Annotated in this window: 18 protein-coding genes; 9 read left to right on the forward strand and 9 right to left on the reverse strand. The window is 51.4% G+C overall.

Features of this window, described 5'->3' with window-relative positions:
- The 4 genes from OB13_RS11805 to OB13_RS11820 all read right to left on the reverse strand — a co-directional run.
- Nucleotides 1-601 (reverse strand): metallophosphoesterase (locus OB13_RS11805; protein WP_461490369.1); only part of this gene is annotated, 601 nt, incomplete at its 3' end.
- 111 nt (nt 602-712) lie between these two features.
- A complete protein-coding gene (locus OB13_RS11810) occupies nt 713-946 on the reverse strand; it encodes a hypothetical protein (protein WP_461490370.1) in 234 nt (77 codons plus the stop codon).
- Between the two features lie 97 nt (nt 947-1,043).
- A complete protein-coding gene (locus OB13_RS11815; protein WP_461490371.1) occupies nt 1,044-1,358 on the reverse strand; it encodes a hypothetical protein in 315 nt (104 codons plus the stop codon).
- A 77-nt stretch (nt 1,359-1,435) separates the two neighbouring features.
- Nucleotides 1,436-2,305 (reverse strand): SDR family oxidoreductase, encoded by an 870-nt coding sequence (locus OB13_RS11820; RefSeq protein ID WP_461490372.1) that lies wholly within the window; start codon nt 2,303-2,305, stop codon nt 1,436-1,438.
- A 131-nt stretch (nt 2,306-2,436) separates the two neighbouring features.
- Here OB13_RS11820 and OB13_RS11825 point away from each other — a divergent pair, with 131 nt between their 5' ends.
- The 6 genes from OB13_RS11825 to OB13_RS11850 all read left to right on the forward strand — a co-directional run bounded on the left by OB13_RS11825 (nt 2,437) and on the right by OB13_RS11850 (nt 6,303).
- The gene (locus OB13_RS11825) at nt 2,437-2,691 is read left to right on the forward strand and encodes a 4a-hydroxytetrahydrobiopterin dehydratase (RefSeq protein WP_461490373.1); all 255 of its coding nucleotides are present in this window, start codon (nt 2,437-2,439) and stop codon (nt 2,689-2,691) included.
- A 75-nt stretch (nt 2,692-2,766) separates the two neighbouring features.
- A complete protein-coding gene (rsmI, locus tag OB13_RS11830; protein WP_461490374.1) occupies nt 2,767-3,462 on the forward strand; it encodes a 16S rRNA (cytidine(1402)-2'-O)-methyltransferase in 696 nt (231 codons plus the stop codon).
- 100 nt (nt 3,463-3,562) lie between these two features.
- Nucleotides 3,563-4,798, forward strand: a complete 1,236-nt coding sequence (locus tag OB13_RS11835) for an Lnb N-terminal periplasmic domain-containing protein (protein WP_461490375.1) — start codon at nt 3,563-3,565, stop codon at nt 4,796-4,798.
- Complete coding sequence (locus OB13_RS11840; protein ID WP_461490376.1) at nt 4,795-5,598, forward strand: inositol monophosphatase family protein; 804 nt, start codon at nt 4,795-4,797, stop codon at nt 5,596-5,598. Before OB13_RS11835 ends, OB13_RS11840 begins: the two co-directional genes overlap by 4 nt.
- A gap of 33 nt (nt 5,599-5,631) precedes the next feature.
- Complete coding sequence (locus OB13_RS11845) at nt 5,632-5,808, forward strand: FeoB-associated Cys-rich membrane protein (RefSeq protein ID WP_461490377.1); 177 nt, start codon at nt 5,632-5,634, stop codon at nt 5,806-5,808.
- 156 nt (nt 5,809-5,964) lie between these two features.
- Entirely contained in the window at nt 5,965-6,303 is a 339-nt protein-coding gene (locus tag OB13_RS11850) for a hypothetical protein (protein ID WP_461490378.1), read from the forward strand.
- Between the two features lie 239 nt (nt 6,304-6,542).
- Here OB13_RS11850 and OB13_RS11855 read toward each other — a convergent pair whose 3' ends face one another.
- The 5 genes from OB13_RS11855 to OB13_RS11875 form a co-directional block, all read right to left on the reverse strand.
- A complete protein-coding gene (locus tag OB13_RS11855; RefSeq protein WP_461490379.1) occupies nt 6,543-7,565 on the reverse strand; it encodes an SPASM domain-containing protein in 1,023 nt (340 codons plus the stop codon).
- Between the two features lie 136 nt (nt 7,566-7,701).
- A complete protein-coding gene (locus tag OB13_RS11860) occupies nt 7,702-8,889 on the reverse strand; it encodes a baeRF7 domain-containing protein (RefSeq protein WP_461490380.1) in 1,188 nt (395 codons plus the stop codon).
- Nucleotides 8,890-9,097: 208 nt separating this feature from the next.
- Entirely contained in the window at nt 9,098-10,519 is a 1,422-nt protein-coding gene (locus tag OB13_RS11865; RefSeq protein WP_461490381.1) for a redoxin family protein, read from the reverse strand.
- 198 nt (nt 10,520-10,717) lie between these two features.
- The gene (gene radA, locus OB13_RS11870) at nt 10,718-12,103 is read right to left on the reverse strand and encodes a DNA repair protein RadA (RefSeq protein ID WP_461490382.1); all 1,386 of its coding nucleotides are present in this window, start codon (nt 12,101-12,103) and stop codon (nt 10,718-10,720) included.
- Nucleotides 12,104-12,274: 171 nt separating this feature from the next.
- Complete coding sequence (locus OB13_RS11875; RefSeq protein WP_461490383.1) at nt 12,275-15,196, reverse strand: CHASE domain-containing protein; 2,922 nt, start codon at nt 15,194-15,196, stop codon at nt 12,275-12,277.
- A 291-nt stretch (nt 15,197-15,487) separates the two neighbouring features.
- Between OB13_RS11875 and OB13_RS11880 the strand changes: the two genes are divergently transcribed.
- The 3 genes from OB13_RS11880 (at nt 15,488) to OB13_RS11890 (ending at nt 18,970) form a co-directional block, all read left to right on the forward strand.
- Nucleotides 15,488-16,204, forward strand: a complete 717-nt coding sequence (locus OB13_RS11880) for a hypothetical protein (protein WP_461490384.1) — start codon at nt 15,488-15,490, stop codon at nt 16,202-16,204.
- A gap of 133 nt (nt 16,205-16,337) precedes the next feature.
- Nucleotides 16,338-17,732, forward strand: coding sequence for a class II fumarate hydratase (gene fumC / locus OB13_RS11885; protein ID WP_461490385.1), 1,395 nt, complete (start codon nt 16,338-16,340; stop codon nt 17,730-17,732).
- Nucleotides 17,733-18,031: 299 nt separating this feature from the next.
- Nucleotides 18,032-18,970 (forward strand): TerC family protein, encoded by a 939-nt coding sequence (locus OB13_RS11890; RefSeq protein ID WP_461490386.1) that lies wholly within the window; start codon nt 18,032-18,034, stop codon nt 18,968-18,970.
- Nucleotides 18,971-19,159: the final 189 nt, after the last annotated feature.

Consider the following 19,159-nt stretch of genomic DNA (forward strand, 5'->3'; position numbering starts at 1 on the left):
AAGCATTTTTGTAGTAGACGCATCCAGCATCGAGGTTTATTTTAGAGTCTTTGTGAGTCGCTCCCTTTTTGATACTATGCAGCGCCGTAGGTGTATGACCATGGAGAAGGCGCTTATGAGAAAGCTTATGCCAGTCAACTTCGTAGTTGCGGATATTGAGCATGGCATCTTTATCTTTGAAGATATCAGACTGATGAAAATCAAATCCGGCGTGTACTAAGTAATAATCGGGGAGTTCGAGGTAATGGGGGAGTGCATCCAGGAAGGTAGCGTATTGGGAAGGTAATTTTTTGAAATCATGAATGCCGAAGCTTTCAAGCACTAACTTTTTTTCAGGATCAGATAGGTTGAGGGCGGCTTCTCCTTTGGTTGCAGCTGTCAGCAGCATCTGGTCGTGGTTGCCGCGCAGGCAGTGCACCTGGTAGTGCTGCTTCTGCAGATGCATGATAAAGTCAAGTACGCCTTTGCTGTCAGGTCCTTTGTTTACGAAATCACCCAGCAGGTATAGCTCATCTTTTTTCTTTAAGCCGAGTTGCTCCAGCACAAGAGCTTTAAACGTACGGGAGCACCCGTGTATGTCTGTGATTGCGTATCGGGCCATGCAGGATCAATATCCGGGTCGGAAGCAGTTTTTAGAAATTTTACTGTTTTCAGAATGAAAAAATAGCACCTGTTTTGAGGCAGGTGCTATTCTGGTCTGATCATGCATGACCTAGTTATACTTATTGTTATCCAGATCTGGTTTATCAGTATTCCGGTTCGGATTATTCGTCTGCACGTTTGCTCCCGTTTCATCGGGTCCCTCCGTATACTTCTTATTCAGATCCTCGTGCCCGGCCCGTGTCTGGTTCGGATCTACCGGCTTGCCCGCCGCTTTATCCTGCCCTTTACCGGTGGGATTTCCTTTGTTAGCCCCTCCGGGCTGGGTATGCTTATATGATGGCATAATGTTCCTCCTTTTAAATTTATTGTTCTACAAAAGGTGCAGCATAGCTTCAATCAGCTAAACTGCTATACCTGTACGTTATTCATCATCCGGCAAATCAGGTTCCCCTGCCTTCGTCTTCCGTGCGCATATTGTCGGGTGGTGGCGTACCATCATCTGCGTAGTCGTTTACGCCTGTAGCAGACGGGCCCTCAGAGGCAGTGTCGCTTCCGAAGCCTTCTTTGCCGTCACGGTTACCGAAGCCGCCCCGCTGGTGCTCGTTCTTGGGAGGGTCAGCGCCCGGTATAATATGCCCTGCGCGAAGCTCCTGGTCCGTCGTGTCATCTTCAATCACACGCACCGGCCTGTCCTTTGGTCCATTGCCCTGGTGTGGCTGATCGTGGTTCTGTTTATCCTTTTCCTGATTTTCCATAGTCTTGTTTTTATCCTGCTCCCTGAGGAGCTCATACATCGTTTTACTCCATTTCTGTCCTGTTGGTTTAGCGAAGCTTAGCTGCCTACCTGTTCACCACCGTTCACATGTATCACCTGGCCGGTTATATAGGAACCATCTTCCGAGGCCAGGAAAACGTAAGCCGGCGCCACTTCAGAAGGCTGCCCCGGACGCTTCAAGGGTACATCCTGCCCAAATTCCTTGACCTTTTTTTCATCGAAGGATGCAGGTATAAGCGGCGTCCAGATAGGGCCCGGTGCCACTGCATTGACACGGATTTTCTTTTCTGCCAGATTTGCTGACAAAGACCTGGTGAAGGCGGTAATGGCTCCCTTGGTGGAAGCATAGTCCATCAGGTGATGACTGCCCCTGTAGGAGGTGACGGAGGTGGAATTCACGATGGCACTTCCTTCTTTCATGTGCTCCAGGGCAGCCTTGGTGATGTAGAACATCGAGAAGATGTTGGTCTGGAAAGTGCGCTGCAACTGGTCTTTCGAAATATCCTTCAGGTCGGACTGCTCGTGCTGCTCGGCGGCGTTATTGACCAATATATCCAGCCCGCCCAGTTCTTTTACGGCCTGCTGCACCGCCTTCCGGCAAAAGGACTCATCCCCAATATCTCCAGAAATGATCGTTGCTTTTCTTCCCTCTTTCTCGATTAGCTTTAAAGTGTCTTTTGCGTCTTTGTCTTCGTTGAGGTATACGATCGCGACATCGGCACCTTCCCGGGCAAAATGTACGGCAACGGCGCGGCCTATCCCGCTATCGCCTCCGGTAATGAGGGCTTTTTTCCCTTTCAGCTTGTCACTGCCTTTGTAGTTGTCCCGGATATACTCGGGCCGGGGGGTCATTTTATGTTCATCGCCGGGCTGCTTATCCTGCTTCTGAGCCGGGAGTGATTCTGGTTTATTTGCCATAGTTTTCATAGGTTTAAGTGTGGATGCTGCAACGGGCAGTTCCCTACTATACGCCTGCATTTTTAGCCTAGTTACTCCGGCTGGCAATCTTATTCAGGATAAGACCGTTAACACCCAAAGAACCAGATTTTACTTAACCTATGTGGAGAGAAGACGACAATAAGCTCAAGCGCAGCCTCCGGTTCAAGGACTTCAAAGCAGCGATGGCCTTCATGAACGAGGTGGCTGAAGTGGCCGAGGAGCTGAACCACCACCCCTGGTGGAGCAACGTGTACAACCAGGTAGAAATAGAGCTGACCACCCATGATGCCGGCAATACGGTCACGGCCAAGGACTTCGAACTGGCCCGGCGCATCGACGTGATTGCGGACAAGCTGCTCGCTTCCGAAGCCTGAAAGTAAACCGGGTCGTCTGTTTTCTTGATGGTCTTCCGCTATACCTTTCTCACTAATCTATAGTATCTTTGCCGCATGCAGGAACCTGAAAAAACCAACCTATACCTGGTGCCAACGCCCATCGGCAACCTCGAGGATATTACGCTGCGCGCGATCCGGGTACTGAAAGAAGTAGATGTGATCCTGGCAGAAGACACGCGCACCAGCGGCAAACTGCTGCAGCACCTGGGCATCGAAAAGCGCATGCACAGCCACCACCTGCACAACGAACACAAGGCCAGCGCACACCTGGCAGAGCGCATGAAAGCAGGAGAGGTGATGGCGCTTATTTCGGATGCGGGAACCCCCGGAATTTCTGATCCCGGCTTTTTGTTAGTGCGTGAGTGCCTGAAGAACGGGTTAAAAGTAGAGTGCCTGCCAGGAGCCACGGCGTTTGTGCCGGCACTGGTCAAGTCCGGCTTCAGCACCGACCGGTTTACGTTTGAAGGGTTTTTGCCGCTGAAGAAAGGTCGTCAGACGCGCCTGATCAGCCTGGCACAGGAGGAGCGCACCATGATCTTTTATGAATCACCGCACCGCCTGCTCAAAACGCTCACCCAGTTTAAAGAGTATTTCGGCGAGGAGCGCCTGGTATCTGTTTCACGTGAAATCTCTAAAATGTTCGAAGAGACCATCAACGGCACCATGGAAGAGCTGATCCAGGTATTCACGACGAAGGCCATAAAAGGCGAGTTTGTGATCGTAGTAGCCGGCGCAGGTTCCAAACAATAAAATAAACGCTACCCCTTATCAGAATTTCTACGCCAGTTACTATACAGATACCCAGCGTAAGCAGAAATCAACAGGCCAAATTAATTTTTGTCTCCTTCTTATGAAACTATACCTTAAAAAGCTGTCGCTGCTATTGGTGCTGTGCCTGTTTGCCCTGCAGGGTCGGGCGCAGTTTGAGGGCTACCAGCTCTCACCGGCAGCCAAGATCAGCCTCATCACCTGTTCCAGCGGCGATGAGCTATACGCCATCTTCGGGCATAGCGCCGTGCGCGTAAACGACCCGGCCAGTGGGTTGGACATTGTGTTCAACTACGGCACCTTCGACTTCAATGAACCGGGCTTCTACCTCAAGTTCATCCGGGGAAAACTCAACTACAAACTCTCTGTGGCCTACTTCCAGGATTTTGCCTATAGCTATACCCAGGACAACCGCTCCGTTTACGAGCAGCAGCTCAACCTCACGGACGCACAAAGAGAGCAGTACTGGCAGTTCCTGACGCACAATTACCTGCCCGAGAACCGCTTTTACCTGTATGATTTCTTCTTCGACAATTGCGCCACCCGCATCCGGGATGGCATAGAAGCGACCTTCCCCGACAAGGTACAGTTCCACATGGCGCACATGGACAAGAACTTGAGCTTCCGTAACCTGATCGACCTATACCTGCCGCCGCAGCCCTGGTCTGACTTCGGCATCGACCTGGCCTTAGGAGCTCCCATAGACCGCACCGCTACCCCTTATGAGTACATGTTCCTGCCGGATTATCTTTCTCAAGGCTTTGCCACTGCCACCATTGAGCAGGACGGAACAGCAGCTCCACTGGTAGGCGAACGCCAGGTGATCTTTCAAAACACCCCTTCGACTGCCTCCGGTGCTTTTGCCCTCTCACCGGTTGTGTTCGGGTGGCTCTTGTTTTTTGTCGCCCTGTTAATCACGGTTCTGGACTTCAAAAGAAACAAGCGCAGCCGTACGTTTGACGTTTTCTTTTTCCTGATCACCGGCCTGTTAGGCATACTGCTGTTCCTGCTCTGGACGGCGACAGACCACCAGGCCGCGGCCAATAACTTCAACCTGCTCTGGGCACTACCAACACACGTGCTAGCAGCCGTATACCTGGGCCGTAGCCGCCTGCCAGGCTGGCTGCCAACCTACATGTTGGTGACGGCTGTGCTGGCAGGCATCCTGTTGTTGCTTTGGTTTGTTTGGCCGCAGCAGCTTCATACTGCTGTTTTCCCGATTGCATTAGCCCTTGGCCTGAGAGCCGCGTATACTGTGTGGGCATCCAAAACCACGGTTCCCAGCACGACGAATCAAAAAATCAAAGAGAAGATATGAACCTGCAGCAACTTTGCCAGAACACCAACATCATTGCCAGAAGAGTAGGAGCCTTTATCAAGCGCGAAGCGGCCACCTTTGACAGGTCTAAGGTAGAGATGAAGGGCTTCAACAACCTGGTTTCGTATGTGGACAAGGAAGCGGAGAAGCAGCTGGTAGAGGCGCTGCGCGAGCTGCTGCCGGAGGCCGGTTTTATAACCGAAGAAGAGACCGATAACACGAAGGGAGAACGCTTTAACTGGATCATTGATCCGCTGGACGGCACCACCAACTTCACGCACGGGCTGCCGCTGTTTTCGGTCAGTATAGCTTTGCTGGATCAGGATGAAGTGGTGCTGGGTGTGGTGTATGAAGTGAACAAAGACGAATGCTTCTATGCCACCAAAGGCGGTGGGGCTTTCCTGAATGATAACCCCATACAGGTATCGGCAGCTAAAGGCCTGAAAGATTCCCTGATCGCGACCGGCTTTCCCTACTATGAGTTTGGGATGACGCAGCAGTACCTGCAGGTGCTGGGCGGCTTTATGGGCAAGTCACATGGGGTTCGCCGGCTTGGCTCCGCTGCCTTGGACCTGGCGTATGTGGCCGTAGGCCGCTTCGAAGGCTTCTTTGAGTTCAACCTCAATGCGTGGGATGTGGCAGGCGGTGCGATTATCGTGCAGGAAGCAGGAGGCCGCGTGACGAAGTTCATGGAAGAAGGCGACTATATTTTCGGACGCGAGATCGTGGCCAGCAACGGCAACATACACCAGGAAATGTTTGATACCATCGCTGAGCACTGGAAGCAGTCCATTCCGTAAACTTTTTGTAACTTTGTGTAGTTATTAGAGCATATGGTACAGGATATCCTCATTTTTATCATTTTTCTGGCGGCAGTCGCTTACATGGCGTGGGTGCTATACCGCAGCTTCATGCCCAACAAGGATGCCGGCTGCGCCAGAGGCTGTGGTAGCTGTTCTGCCATCGACATCAGCAAGATCGAGAAACAACTGGAGAAGAATCAGCTATAAGCGGCTGCAATTTTTGCCGGTTACACAGCCGGACTTTATACGTTATTGCCCGATTACGGCCATTAGGCCAATTATTCCGCTCCTTTTCATATCCTAACTTTTATTTTGCGTATAGTTCTATACTTAACTTGAGTATTCCCCTTAAAACTATGTGCTATGCAAGATAAAGTTGATGAAAGATCCTTAGTGAATGTGCTCAACCGACTGCGCAAAGACGGTTATACCTTTGATTTTAAAGTATCAGGAGAAGGCAGGCTTTGCACGATGGAAGACAAGCACACGTTCCCTCCCGATCAGGTCCGCATTGTAGACTTTTACCGCTTCGAAGGCGAAAGCAACCCGGACGATATGTCTATCCTCTATGCTGTAGAGACACAGAACGGTCTTAGAGGCACTATCTCCAACTCCTATGGCCCTTATGCTGATGAAAAAGTGGATGACTTCCTCAAGCAGGTAGAAGACTTAGGCAAAAACCTGGATAAAAAAGACAAATAAAACAGAAAGGGCCGTTTGATCCGGCCCTTTCTGTTTTACATAAGATTATAGGTATAGCTTCTTTTACTTATCTCCGGGTTGCTGAAAATCCTTTGACAGCGCTTGCACGAATTACAGCTAGTAAGCAGCACTAGCCCCATCCGTTTCTCCGGTTTTGCAGCTTTCCCCGGCGACAGCTCTATTGCTTTGTTGCTACCGGTCATCATGCACCTACCTGCTTAGCTGTCATTACCAGGATATCAGGCCCACACCCTTGTTCCTTCCGTGCAGTTCCGGCACATTTCTATCTCTTCCCGCGATTGTAGCAAGGATTTACGGAATTGGGTATAGGCTTTGCTGCGCCATACCTGCCGGAAGGTTTGTGCCTTTACATCACCCATGCGGTATTCGGCATCTTTGTCAAAACAGCAGGGCACTACCAGCCCATCCCAGGTCACCACGCAGGAGTGCCACATCTTCCAGCATTGGTTCAGCAGCTTGTTTTTGATGGAGTACGTTCCGTTGCCATTGTTTTTATAGCGCGAGTAATAGTCTATGGTAGGTATAAGCGGTGATCCTTGCTGGTGATCATAGATCTGAGCGGTCTTGAAGACAACCTCATCCACGCCCAGTTCCTGCGCCAGCACCTTTACATCCTCGATCTGGTGCTCGTTGGGGCGCACCACCAGGAACTGGAACATAATGTGCGGCGTACGCGATTTGAGTTCTTTTTTCCACTTCACCACCTGCCGCGTTCCTTCCAGCACCTTGTCCAGCTTGCCGCCTATCCGGTAAGCAGCGTAAGTTTCCTGGGTAGTGCCGTCAATGGAAACGATGAGCCGGTCCAGCCCTGACTCCACAGTTTTGCGGGCCGTGTCGTCGTCGAGGTAGTGCGCATTGGTGGAAGTGGCCGTGTAGATCCCTTTGTCGGAAGCATACTTCACCAGCTCCAGAAAACTCTTGTGCAGGTAGGGTTCCCCCTGGAAGTACAGGATCAGGTATAGCAGGCGGCTCTGCAACTGGTCGATGGTATCGCGGAACAGGTCATTCTGCAGCATACCGGTAGGCCGGGTGAAGGAGCGGAGACCGCTGGGACATTCGGGGCAGCGGAGGTTGCAGGAGGTGGTCGGTTCAAACGAGATGCTAAGCGGATCGCCCCAATGCACCGGCCTGCGCGACAAGCGTGAATACCAGTAGCTGCCTACCACCTGCAGCGCGTTCAGCATGCGCAACGGTGTGAGCTTTGCAATAAAATTCAGCTTGTCTGTGAGGTGCAGCTTCATGTACTTGTATCCGGTCAACTCCTGCTTTTCGTACCGCCTGCCTGGGTAGCAGAACAGGTATACCAAAAGAGGGGCAGCCGTGCCGGCTGCCCCTCCAAGTTATGGTTTCTGGCGTTAAAGGCCAAAAGATTCTGTTCTAGTAACGGAAAAGCGCTTTTACATTACCACTTCCGTCACTCACCTCTGACAGGCCGTTGTAGCTGCTTACAAACACCTTCCCGCCCTGCGACAGGGTTTTGATGGCGGCCAGGTTGATCAGGTCGTCATCCCCACGCTGGTAGTCTTCGTGCACGACCGCTGTCGCGTTCTTGGAATCATACGTGCCCCACACCGGCTGGCTTGGTGCTATAAACAGCGTGTCGATGCGTCCGTGCACGGCTTCTGCCGCCACGGTTGCGATGTCTTCGGAAGTAACACCTGTACCGGCCACGTTCTCATAGCGGCTCAACGAATCCGAATGGCTTTGCTGCATAAGCGGCTTTACAAGCTCCAGCGCCTTCTCGTGGATGGCATTTGGGTTCATGCCGGCTACAGACTCGTTCAGGTTGATGTTCTGAGGCAGAATGTTCTTGTACTTGCTGATGTTGCGGTAGATGCCACAGTAGTGGTCTACACCTGCCAGCACCAGCGGCTCTTCTTCGTTGTGCAGAATTTTTTGCAGGCTGTTGTCTATCTCCAGCATAAACTCACGCACGCGCTCGTGCTCCTCGTCGCCCTTCGTGCTGCCCGCGCCGTGCACAATGTTACTGCCATTTACCGTAGTGGTAGAGTTCGTGAAGTCCTGGTCATTGCCTTTGACGTCAAACTTAAGGGCCTTGTTCATGCTGTCAGGCACAAAAGAACTGATGTCAATGGGTCGTATCTTATCGATCGTTGCTTCAAAGAAGCCCACTTTTTCGCGGTTTAAAGAAAGTATAAAGAAGCGCCCGTTCTGGCTCAGAATAGGGAGTACAGGCGTGAAGTAGAATTGATCCAGTACATACACCACATCCGGCATAGTGGAAGGCAGCGTAAAGTGCGACGAAAATCCTTTTGTGATAAACATCGCCAGCCCTTCGGCCTGGTGGCGCCAGAAATTAGTATCGTTCAGCAACTCTTCGGCAGGTTTCAGGTAGGCATCGATCTCAGCCTCCGGCACGTCGTGCCGTCCCAGCAGCGTGCGTGCTTCCCTGATCTTGTTCTTGAACAGGATGTGGTCCTGCCCGTTGAGCGTTTCATGACCAGCGCGATGAGTCGGTATGTAAATCGAGATGCAAAGTGCGTTCTGCGTGTTGTTCTGAACATTGAGCAGTTTTTCAATGTCCCTTTTGTTGATTAATGCCATATTTTCTAGCTGTTAAATAAATAGGATAACGGATTACATCATTTTCCCTCTTTCCCCTATCTGGTAGAAAGGGGTAGGACTTTAATTACGAGCTAAACAAATCAACGGTTATTTAGGCTACTCCAAAGAGGAGCAGAAGGAGCCTAAATAAAAAGCCGTCCGGCCCCTTTGCAGGCTCCGGACGGCTTTTATACCTGAACGTACTTATTTACTTGTGCAATGCTCTGCCGCTGATCACATGCTGCAGTATTTCTTTTTCGGCTTCCCTGTCGTTGGGCCTTCTCGGTTTCGTGCTGATGATGGTGCCTGTCTCATCGATCAGGAAATAAGCCGGCACATCTTTCAGGCCATACTGCCTGGCGAGCTCTGCTCCCTGCCCTTTGAGGTATAGCTGCACGCCATACCTGCCCCCGGACTCAACTGCCCTGCGCCAAACTTGCTCATCTTCGTCAACGCCGATATTTACGAAGACAACTTCCTGGCCCTGCAGCTTCCGGGCCAGTTCCTGAGTATGCGGCTGCTCGATCATGCACAGACCGCAGTTGGTGCGCCAGAAGCCCAGGTATACGACCTTGCCCCTGAAGCCACTCAGGGAAACTACGTTGCCCGCCACATCTTTTAGCTCAAAATCAGGGGCCGGACTGCCTATACCTAGCCCGCTCATACCTTCAAAAACTTGCCGGAGCGATGCGTGCACAGCTGGCTGACCGGAGGTGCTGTCGAAATCCTGCAGCATGGCCGAAGCATGCAGCACATTACCCTGCTGCAAAGATTGCCGGATGATATAGGCCTGCGCCATGATCCGGGCATCTCCTGCCAGTTGGCTGGAGACCAACTCGTAGCTTTTTTTGAAATAGTGCTTGTCTGTGCTGCGTACATTTGCCTGCCCGGCCAGGTAGGTCACATAATTTCGCAGGAAGGTCGTAAAGCTGTTACTCTGCAAATTTTGAGGCTGCTGCAGATCCAGCGTCTTCAGAAAATTAAAATAGGATGCAGAAGGGGTCAGATTGCCGTCGTTGATGACCACCCGCTCCCGCAGGGAAAAGAACGTGAGCCTGTCATTGGCATAACTGTAAGCGATCTCGGCCAGCATGAGCTTTCTGAAATTCTCAGAGAGTGGTTTTTTAGCGCTATACTTTTTCAGAAACGTGAGCTGGTCTTCCCGGCGCTCCTCCAGAAATTGGATAAACTCGCTTTCCCGCAGCTTGATGTTATCCGGCAGCGGCTGATAATCCTCTTCTTCGTCGAAGTAAAGCGTATACTGGCTCAGGAAGTTGTTCTCGTTGGCCCCTTTGCCTTCAAAACTGACCGACGTCAGAAACTTCTGGCCGCTGATGGACATTTTCAGGTCATAGCCGGGCTCCAGGTATAGCGGCACGGATTCACGGCCGTGCACCAGTTCGACTATACCTGCCTGGGTGATGGGGAGCTCCAACCGGAACTGCCCGTTGTGAAGCTTTACGACGGTCTGTGATTCTTCCGGCAGGAGCGGGGAAGGATACGTGGCCAGGGTGACCTCATCCGACAGGCTTTTTTGTATTTTCCCCTCAATCGTTGCTTTGCTTTGCGCAAAAAGGGGCTGTGCCACCAGCCAAAGGGCCAGTGATAACAGGAACTGCATTTGTCTCATAGATAGGAGCGGGTAGATGTGTGTTATAAACTATCGTACTTTAAGTTAAATATCGCTAGCCGCCAGCCTTGCAGCCGGTGCTACACTACTGTTAGCTAGCGTGTTGAACATGAAGTATAGAGTTTAAAATTCCATATTCCCAGTGTTTCTTTTATTTTATGAGAATGATAAAACAAGTTCCTGTTTAAAGCACAAAATCTATCCGAAAAGCGCTCCGAATACTTCCTCCAGGCGACCAAAAGCATGCACGTTGATGGAGAACTTGCTCAGGTCTACGCCCTTTTTGTTATACCTGGAAATATAAATATCCCTGAACCCAAGTTTCTCTGCCTCGGTGATGCGGTTCTCGATGCGGTTCACTGCTCTTACCTCTCCTCCCAGCCCGACCTCAGCCGCAAAACAGGAGGTGGTAGGTATGGCAATATCTTCGAAAGACGAAAGAATAGACGCGCAGACAGCCAGATCCAGCGCCGGGTCTTCTACCTTGAGGCCGCCGGCTATGTTGAGGAACACATCCTGGGCGCCCAGCCTGTACCCGCCCCGTTTCTCGAGCACGGCCAGCAGCATGTTCAGGCGCTTGCCGTCGAATCCGGTGCTCGTCCGCTGGGGGGTGCCGTAGGTGGCAGGCGTCACCAGGCTCTGCACTTCGATGAGCAAAGGCCGGTTGCCTTCCAGCGTGGCTCCGATGGCAATGCCACTGAAGGCGTCTTCCCGCTGCGAGATGAGGATCTCCGAAGGGTTGCTCACTTCGCGCAGTCCGGTACCCAGCATTTCATAGATTCCCAGCTCGGAGGTAGAGCCAAAGCGGTTCTTGGTGGTGCGCAGGATCCTGTAGGTCATGTGACGGTCGCCTTCAAAGGTGAGCACCGTGTCTACCATGTGCTCCAGGATCTTGGGGCCTGCCAGGTTGCCTTCTTTGGTGATATGCCCGATCAGAAAGACCGGCGTTCCGCTCTCCTTGGCAAACTTGAGCAGCTCCGCCGTGCATTCCCGCACCTGGCTTACACTCCCTGCGCCTGCCTCTATAAAGGAGGAATGCAGCGTCTGGATCGAATCAATCACCAGTACCTGCGGGCGGAGCTGCTCTATTTGCTTGAATATATTCTGGGTACCGGTTTCGGTGAGGATAAAGCAGTCGGAGGTTTGGGGCAGGAGGCGCTCTGCCCGCATTTTGATCTGGTGCTCACTTTCTTCGCCGCTTACATAGAGCACGCGCAGGCCGGTCAGGCTCAGGGCGATCTGCAGCATCAGCGTAGACTTGCCTATACCTGGCTCACCGCCAATCAGCACCATGGAGCCGGCCACGATGCCGCCTCCCAGCACACGGTTCAGTTCCTGGTCCTGGGTCTGGATGCGCAGCTGCTCCTGGTAGTTGATATCGGCAATCGGCTTGGGCTTGTTGGCTACCTGCGCTGAGCTCGAGCTGCTGCCCACTTTCCATACGCTGGTAGGGGTCAGCTCCTCCCGCTGCACCACTTCTTCCACGTAGGTGTTCCACTCGCCACAGGCAGGGCACTTGCCAATCCACTTGGCAGACTGGGCGCCACAGCTCTGGCAGAAATAGGATGTTTTTATCTTCGCCATCGGGCTTCTTAAATTATCTGGTTTGGGATGATCGCCGGACCTGAACATCCGGCCTTTGCAGAACAAAAATTCAGAGCAAAAGGATCAAATCTGCAGGTTACAGGAAAGCCTAAATACGGGGATCCGATGCAGCCTTTCGGAGTTACTGCTCTGCCATGTACGGGTAGGTGCTTATACCGCTTGCGGCACAGCTTCCTGCTTAAAGTATACCTTAAACGTTGTGCCTTCGCCCAGTTCGCTTTCCACTTCTATGCGGCCGCCGTTGTTTTCGATGATACGTTTCACGATGTAGAGGCCAATACCGGTGCCCTCTACGTGCTTGTGCAGGCGCTTGAACATAGAAAACAACTTATGCTGCTGGTCCTTTTTTATACCTAAGCCGTTGTCCTGTACCTGCAGTACCACGTAATCTCCTTTCCGGAACGTACTTATCCGAACTTCTGCCGGCCGCTCCGGGGCGCGATACTTGATGGCATTCGACACCAGGTTGTAGATAATGCTACGCAGGTTTTTACGCGCATATAGCAGCTCTTTGGCCTGGAAATCGGCTTTGACGATCGCTCCGGATTCGGTTATGAGTCCTTCTATATCGGAGGTGACATCCTGCAGCACCTGTTCGAACGTAACGGGTTCTATTTTGGCATGGAGTTCCTTCTGCACTTTGGTTATTTCAGCCAGGTCGGCTATGGTCTGCTTCAGTTTGTTGATAGAATCTGCTACCATGTCCAGCACCTGCTTGTCGTCCTCGTTCAGCTTGCCCTCCAGAATATCCCGCAACAGGGAGGTGAGACCTTCCATGTTGGCGATAGGGGACTTGAGGTCGTGTGATGCGGTATAGACGAAGTTGTCCAGGTCGTTGTTGGTGCGCTGGAGCTCCGTATTCTTATGGCTCAGCTCCTCGTTGGTGGAAATCAGCTTGGTGCGGGCGATGACGAGTTCGGTTACTTCCACGGCAAAAATCAGCACGGCCTCTGCCTTGCCTTTGCCATCCATCAGCGGCTGAAACACGATGTTGAAATACCCTTCTGACAGGCTGCCGTTGTTAAGGCGGTCTATGCTTAACAACTCCTCATTTCCAACAAAAGGCGTCCCTGTTTCGAATACCTTGTCTATCTGCTCAAAGATGCCTTGCGTTTCGAGTTCTGAATGGGCCTCGCGCAGCGTCTTGCCAACCAGCACCCTGTGCCCGAAAAGCTTGCGGTACGAAGGGTTTGCCAGTACATACTGCTGGTCCGGGGCACGCACCAGGCCTACCAGAGCCGGCACTTCCAGGAAGAGCTTCTGGAGCAACTCGGCATTCTGCTTCACTTTCCGGTCGGCCTCTTTTATTTCGGTAATGTCCAGGATGGAGCTGATGTGGCCCAGGAACTCATTACTGGCTCCCACCCGCGGCGTACAGGTAGCGACCATCCAACGGTACTTTCCGTCGTAGCGGCGCATGCGGGTTTCGATTCGGAAACTGCTTTCTTCTACCAGCGCTTTGTTGTAGGCATCCTCAAAAGCGGGCAGGTCCTGCGGGTGGATGGCGCGCTGCCAGCCAAAGTTGATGCTTTCCTCAAAGGTACTTCCCGTAAAATCGAGCCACTGTTTGTTGATGTAGACACTCTGCTTCCAGATATCGGTGATGCCGATCATTACCGGCGCATTGTCGGCCATGGTCCGGAAGCGTGCTTCGCTTTCGATGATCGCCTGTTGCGCACGTTTTTCCTCCGTGATGTCATGTACCTCAATGATCGCATAGGCATCGTTGCTGCTCTCGGCGATGGGGTGTACCGAACAGGATACATCAAAGGAGCTGCCATCCTTCCGGAAAAACACTTCCTCGTACTCCCGCTTCGGATTGTTGCCGTGCAGTGCGTGGCGTATCGGGCACTGGTGGGCTGGGTAAGGTGCGCCATCCGGGTAGGAGTGGTGCACCATCTCGTGCAGTGATTTTCCCTTTATCTCTTCAAATTCATAGCCCGTCATCTCTTCCGCCGCCGGGTTCATGAAAGTACAGGCTCCCTTTGCATCAATGATAAAGAGGGCTGCCGTGGCATTGTCGGTAATGGTCTGTTTCAGGTTGTTGGAGCGACGTGTATTGGACAGCGACCAGATGATGAAGAACATCAGGAAACTGATGATGGAACCGCCCAACAGAATGAAGTAGGGAAGCTCCGTATCGGCAGAGCGCATAAAGGAGGGCTTAGCCGAAGAATAGATCCGCCAGGTATGGTTGCCTATGCTCAGCGTGCTGAGCTCCGACAGTTCACGTTTTTTGGAGGCATGGTAATACAAGGTGGAATCGGTACTGAACAGCAGAGAAGATTTTTCCAGGTTAGCACCATCGTATACCTCTATATCGAGGTCCTTAAAGTTATCTCCCAGGATGGCAAGCATGAGGTCTTTGGCGCGGAACGGGCTGTATACAAAGCCTTGGATAAGCTCCTGCCGCGCTTTGATGGATTCCGGAACTGCGTTGTTTTTGTAAACGGGCAGGTAGATCAGGAAGCCGGACTGCTCATCCTCCCCGGTTTCCTGCACCAGCCGCACTTTAGCGGACAGGGCCGGTTGCCGGGTATCCCGGGCAATCTGCATGGCAGACCTCCTGGCAGGCTCACTGAACATGTCATACCCCAGGGCACGCCTGTTCCGGTGGTCTAAGGGCTCCAGGAAAGTGATAGAGGTATAGGCGTCCCGTTTCCCTTCCGGCCAGATCGTAAACTCCTCAAATCCCTCTTCCCGGATACGTTTCTGGTGAGCCGACACCTCTTTCGGCCGCAGGTATAGCGTATAGCCGACCCCCTGTATACCCGGGTAGTTCTCCGACAGGTTTAAGCCGGCATAGTATTGTTTCCAGTCCTGGCGGGTAACGGTGTCAGAAGATAAAAGCAAACCTTTGGCACCGACCAGAATCTGCACATAATCGCGCATACGCAGGTCGATGGCCTGCGTCACCTGGGCTGCCTTTATATCAAATAGCTTCTCGTTGCGCTCCAGCGCCTTCTTCTTTGTTTCTGAATAGATAAAAATGGAAAGCAGGAAGATGAGCAGGAAAGACGCTATGGCAATCAGGTAATCCCGTATAAATGATACCACCTTGGTAAGTTTCATATAGCGAATGAACAAGCTGTTCGAAAAACTGGTAAAGTCTGGCCCCGGAAAAGACACAAAAGGGGCACCAACAGCACATGTTTCAATTGGTTTAGATTCAAAAATAACGAAAATAAGCTATCCATCGCAACCGGCTAAGGATCTTCTTTAGTTTTGAGAGGAATAAACCGGCACAGACTGCATATTTTGCACATTCTCACAATTTATACAGGCATATCGGGCCATATTAAAGCCTATAATTATATAAAAGTGGGAAGAGCGTGCTAATTTTACATCACTTACCCATTTCTTATGCTAGAGATTTTAGAAAGCCTATTAATCAGTTTCGCAGCAGTTGCCATCCTGCTGCCTGTTATACGTTTTGCACTGCGAAAAATGTCTCCTGCCGGCAGGCTAAGCAATTTAAGTGCTGATGAGGCAAAATACATGCAGAAGAAGGAGTGGAAGCTGACCCTGGCTTATTACTTTTTTGCCTGCGTGCTCTCGGTTTTTTGTGCAGGGGCACTGGCTACGCTCTCCAGCATCGTCCACATGTCTTCTGAGCATATGTTTGTGCTCACGCCTAATTTCCGAGCCCTCATTGCCCCCGGGCTGCTGTTAGGGCTGACCCTGGCCCTGCTGCCGCTCCGCCTCTCACAGCGCACCCTGCTTGGCCATGACTATGACATGTACCGCCAGTACCTGCAACAGCAGGAAGGCCGGAACTCTACCCGTTACTATGGTATCCTGTTTGGCGTGATGCTGTTCCTGTCAGCCGCCGCCATCTGGGTTGCAATGCGCTGGCACATCGTCATTGACGAAACCCAGGTGCATATTACCAACCTGCTGAACGAAGAACGGACCTATGATCATAAAGAGATCGAATCCTTACACTACCTGGGGGCCGAGGGCGAATACCTGATCAGTTTCAACGACAAGACCTTCCTGAATACAACCTACCTAAAGCCTGTGCAGCTGGAAATGATCGCCTTTCTGGCAGAGAGTTCGGGCAAGCGGGTTATCCGGTAGGTATAGTTCTGAGTTCTGAGTCACGAGTTCTGAGTTGGGCAGGAGGTATAAGTCACAATTCGTGATTCAGAACAGATTAAACTTTTTTGTAGTTTTGCACTAACAGAAATTCCTTAACCTAACATAAACTGATATGCAAGTTCGCGTAGAAAAAGATACCATGGGACCTGTAGAGGTGCCTGCTGACAAATACTGGGGTGCCCAGACCCAACGCTCAAAAGAAAACTTCACGATCGGCGGCCAACTGATGCCGAAGGAAGTGATCGAAGCGTTTGCCATACTTAAGAAATCGGCGGCCCAGGCCAATGCCCAACTGGGTGTACTGGCGCAAGACAAAGCCGACATCATCTCCCAGGTATGCGACGAGATCCTTGCCGGCCAACTGGCCGATGAGTTCCCGCTGGTGGTATGGCAGACAGGTTCCGGCACGCAGTCGAACATGAACGTGAACGAAGTGGTAGCCAACCGCGCACACGTACTGCTGGGCGGCAACCTGATGGACGAGAAAAAGAAGATCCACCCGAACGATGACGTAAACAAGTCGCAGTCCTCGAACGACACCTTCCCGACAGCCATGCACATTGCCGCTTATAAGAAAGTGGTAGAGCACACGCTGCCGATGGTACAGAAGCTGCGCGACACGCTGAACAGCAAGGCAGAAGCTTACATGAACGTGGTGAAGATCGGCCGCACGCACCTGATGGATGCCACGCCGCTTACCCTGGGCCAGGAGCTTTCCGGTTATGTAGCCCAGCTGGATTACGGCATGAAGGCGCTTCGTAATACGCTGGAGCACCTGAGCACACTGGCATTGGGTGGTTCTGCAGTTGGTACAGGCCTGAACACGCCGGCGGGATACGACGTGTTGGTAGCCAAGAAAATCTCGCAGTACGCTGGCCATACCTTCATTACTGCACCCAACAAGTTCGAAGCCCTGGCGGCACACGATGCCATCGTCGAAACGTCGGGAGCCCTGAAGCAACTGGCCGTGAGCCTGATGAAGATCGCCAACGACATCCGTTTACTGGCTTCCGGCCCGCGTTCAGGTATAGCGGAGATCATCATCCCGGAGAATGAGCCAGGTTCTTCCATCATGCCGGGCAAAGTGAACCCAACGCAGGCGGAGGCCATGACCATGGTGTGTGCCCAGGTGATCGGTAACGACGTGGCAATCTCGGTAGGAGGTATGAACGGCCATTTCGAGCTGAACGTGTTCAAACCGGTGATGATCTTTAACCTGCTGATGAGTGCCCAGCTGATCGCGGATGCCTGCGACTCGTTCGACAAGCACTGTGCGGTAGGTATAGAGCCCAACACGGCCCGAATCAAAGAAAACCTGGAGAACTCGCTGATGCTGGTAACGGCCCTGAACCCGCACATCGGTTACGATAATGCCGCCAAGATCGCCAAGAAAGCGCACAAGGAAGGCACCACCCTTCGCAAAGCCGCCATTGAGCTGGGCTTGCTTACCAACGAGCAGTACGACGAGTGGGTGAAGCCGGAAGATATGATCGGCAGCCTGAAGTAAGGTATAGCTTCTACCTGTTGCAGATAAGGAAAAGCAGCTCCTGAAAGGGTTGCTTTTCCTTTATCCGCAACAGGTCTCTGTTTGAAATTTTCAGCAATCAGATTCGGAGAGCTATTAAGAAATAACATATAATTAGACCGCCTTTGTCCTGCAAACAGGATAGCTGACGTTTCAAAAAGTATTGCGAATGGCATGCGCTTAAAACGCGCTTTAACTAATTAAAACAAATAAACAAAAAAGGCCTTTCTTATAAGAAACACCTTGTAAGAATTGTAGCTTATTAAATTAAATAAACACTTATGGAAGTAAATGCCTCATTCTGGATAGGGTTCAATGTATTTGTACTCCTTATGCTCGCGCTCGACTTAGGAGTTTTTAACCGGAAGGCGCATGTCGTATCTGTGAAAGAAGCACTGACCTGGTCGGGTGTCTGGATCAGCCTTTCCTTAGTTTTTAATGGCCTTATCTATTATTGGTTCGGGGAGGCCAAGGCTGTAGAGTTCCTGACTGGTTACCTGATCGAAAAATCCCTTAGTATAGACAATATATTCGTGTTTGTGCTTGTCTTCGGCTATTTCAAGATACCTGCCATTTATCAGCACAAGATCCTGTTCTGGGGTATTCTTGGTGCCCTTGTCATGAGGATCATCTTTATTTTCGCCGGTGTCGCCCTTATCCAGAAATTTCACTGGAGTGTCTACATCTTTGGCGTCTTCCTGATCTATACCGGCTACAAAATGTTTACAGAGAAGGGTGCAGCCATAGATCCGGAAAACAACCCGGTCATCAAGTTCTTCCGAAGAATCATGCCGGTCACCAACCAACTGCATGGGGACAAATTCTTCGTGAAGCAGGACGGCAAGCGGTTTGCGACCCCCCTGTTCCTGGTGCTGATATTGATCGAAGCCACCGACCTGATCTTTGCAGTTGACAGTATTCCGGCTATACTGGCCATTACGCAGGACCAATTCATCGTCTATACCTCAAACGTCTTTGCTATCCTGGGCCTGCGTTCTCTGTATTTTGCCCTTGCCCACGTGGTAGACCGCTTTGTATACCTGTCCTACGGTCTGGCCATCATACTGGTATTCGTAGGCCTGAAAATGGTCATGGTGGATATCTACAAGATTCCTACGTTTATATCCCTGCTGGTCATTGCTTTGATCCTGACCATTAGTATTGTGTTGTCCTTCATGAAAACTAGAAAGGATAATAGAATAGGGGGACAGCAGAGTTAAACAAATCCTTCTGAAGATTCACTTCTAAGGATCTTCAGCTACACTTTTCTCCATCATTGTCTTTGTGATGGAATCCTAAAAAAAGCAGCCCCTAACCGGGCTGCTTTTTTTGTGCTTTTGGGATACCATCTGAAGCTTGCTCCTATCCTAATTCTTTGGTTTCTATCCGATCCTTCATCCGCAATGGCA

This window comes from Pontibacter sp. HJ8, from assembly GCF_054824225.1.

Bases quoted from the DNA above. Each gene is read 5' to 3' on its own strand.
- OB13_RS11860 (WP_461490380.1), bottom strand. From the start codon at position 8,889: ATGGCATTAATCAACAAAAGGGACATTGAAAAACTGCTCAATGTTCAG.
- OB13_RS11855 (WP_461490379.1), bottom strand. From the start codon at position 7,565: ATGAAGCTGCACCTCACAGACAAGCTGAATTTTATTGCAAAGCTCACA.
- OB13_RS11840 (WP_461490376.1), top strand. From the start codon at position 4,795: ATGAACCTGCAGCAACTTTGCCAGAACACCAACATCATTGCCAGAAGA.
- OB13_RS11880 (WP_461490384.1), top strand. From the start codon at position 15,488: ATGCTAGAGATTTTAGAAAGCCTATTAATCAGTTTCGCAGCAGTTGCC.
- fumC (WP_461490385.1), top strand. From the start codon at position 16,338: ATGCAAGTTCGCGTAGAAAAAGATACCATGGGACCTGTAGAGGTGCCT.
- OB13_RS11820 (WP_461490372.1), bottom strand. From the start codon at position 2,305: ATGAAAACTATGGCAAATAAACCAGAATCACTCCCGGCTCAGAAGCAG.
- OB13_RS11845 (WP_461490377.1), top strand. From the start codon at position 5,632: ATGGTACAGGATATCCTCATTTTTATCATTTTTCTGGCGGCAGTCGCT.
- rsmI (WP_461490374.1), top strand. From the start codon at position 2,767: ATGCAGGAACCTGAAAAAACCAACCTATACCTGGTGCCAACGCCCATC.
- OB13_RS11865 (WP_461490381.1), bottom strand. From the start codon at position 10,519: ATGAGACAAATGCAGTTCCTGTTATCACTGGCCCTTTGGCTGGTGGCA.
- OB13_RS11815 (WP_461490371.1), bottom strand. From the start codon at position 1,358: ATGGAAAATCAGGAAAAGGATAAACAGAACCACGATCAGCCACACCAG.
- OB13_RS11835 (WP_461490375.1), top strand. From the start codon at position 3,563: ATGAAACTATACCTTAAAAAGCTGTCGCTGCTATTGGTGCTGTGCCTG.
- OB13_RS11825 (WP_461490373.1), top strand. From the start codon at position 2,437: ATGTGGAGAGAAGACGACAATAAGCTCAAGCGCAGCCTCCGGTTCAAG.
- OB13_RS11810 (WP_461490370.1), bottom strand. From the start codon at position 946: ATGCCATCATATAAGCATACCCAGCCCGGAGGGGCTAACAAAGGAAAT.
- OB13_RS11850 (WP_461490378.1), top strand. From the start codon at position 5,965: ATGCAAGATAAAGTTGATGAAAGATCCTTAGTGAATGTGCTCAACCGA.
- radA (WP_461490382.1), bottom strand. From the start codon at position 12,103: ATGGCGAAGATAAAAACATCCTATTTCTGCCAGAGCTGTGGCGCCCAG.
- OB13_RS11890 (WP_461490386.1), top strand. From the start codon at position 18,032: ATGGAAGTAAATGCCTCATTCTGGATAGGGTTCAATGTATTTGTACTC.
- OB13_RS11875 (WP_461490383.1), bottom strand. From the start codon at position 15,196: ATGAAACTTACCAAGGTGGTATCATTTATACGGGATTACCTGATTGCC.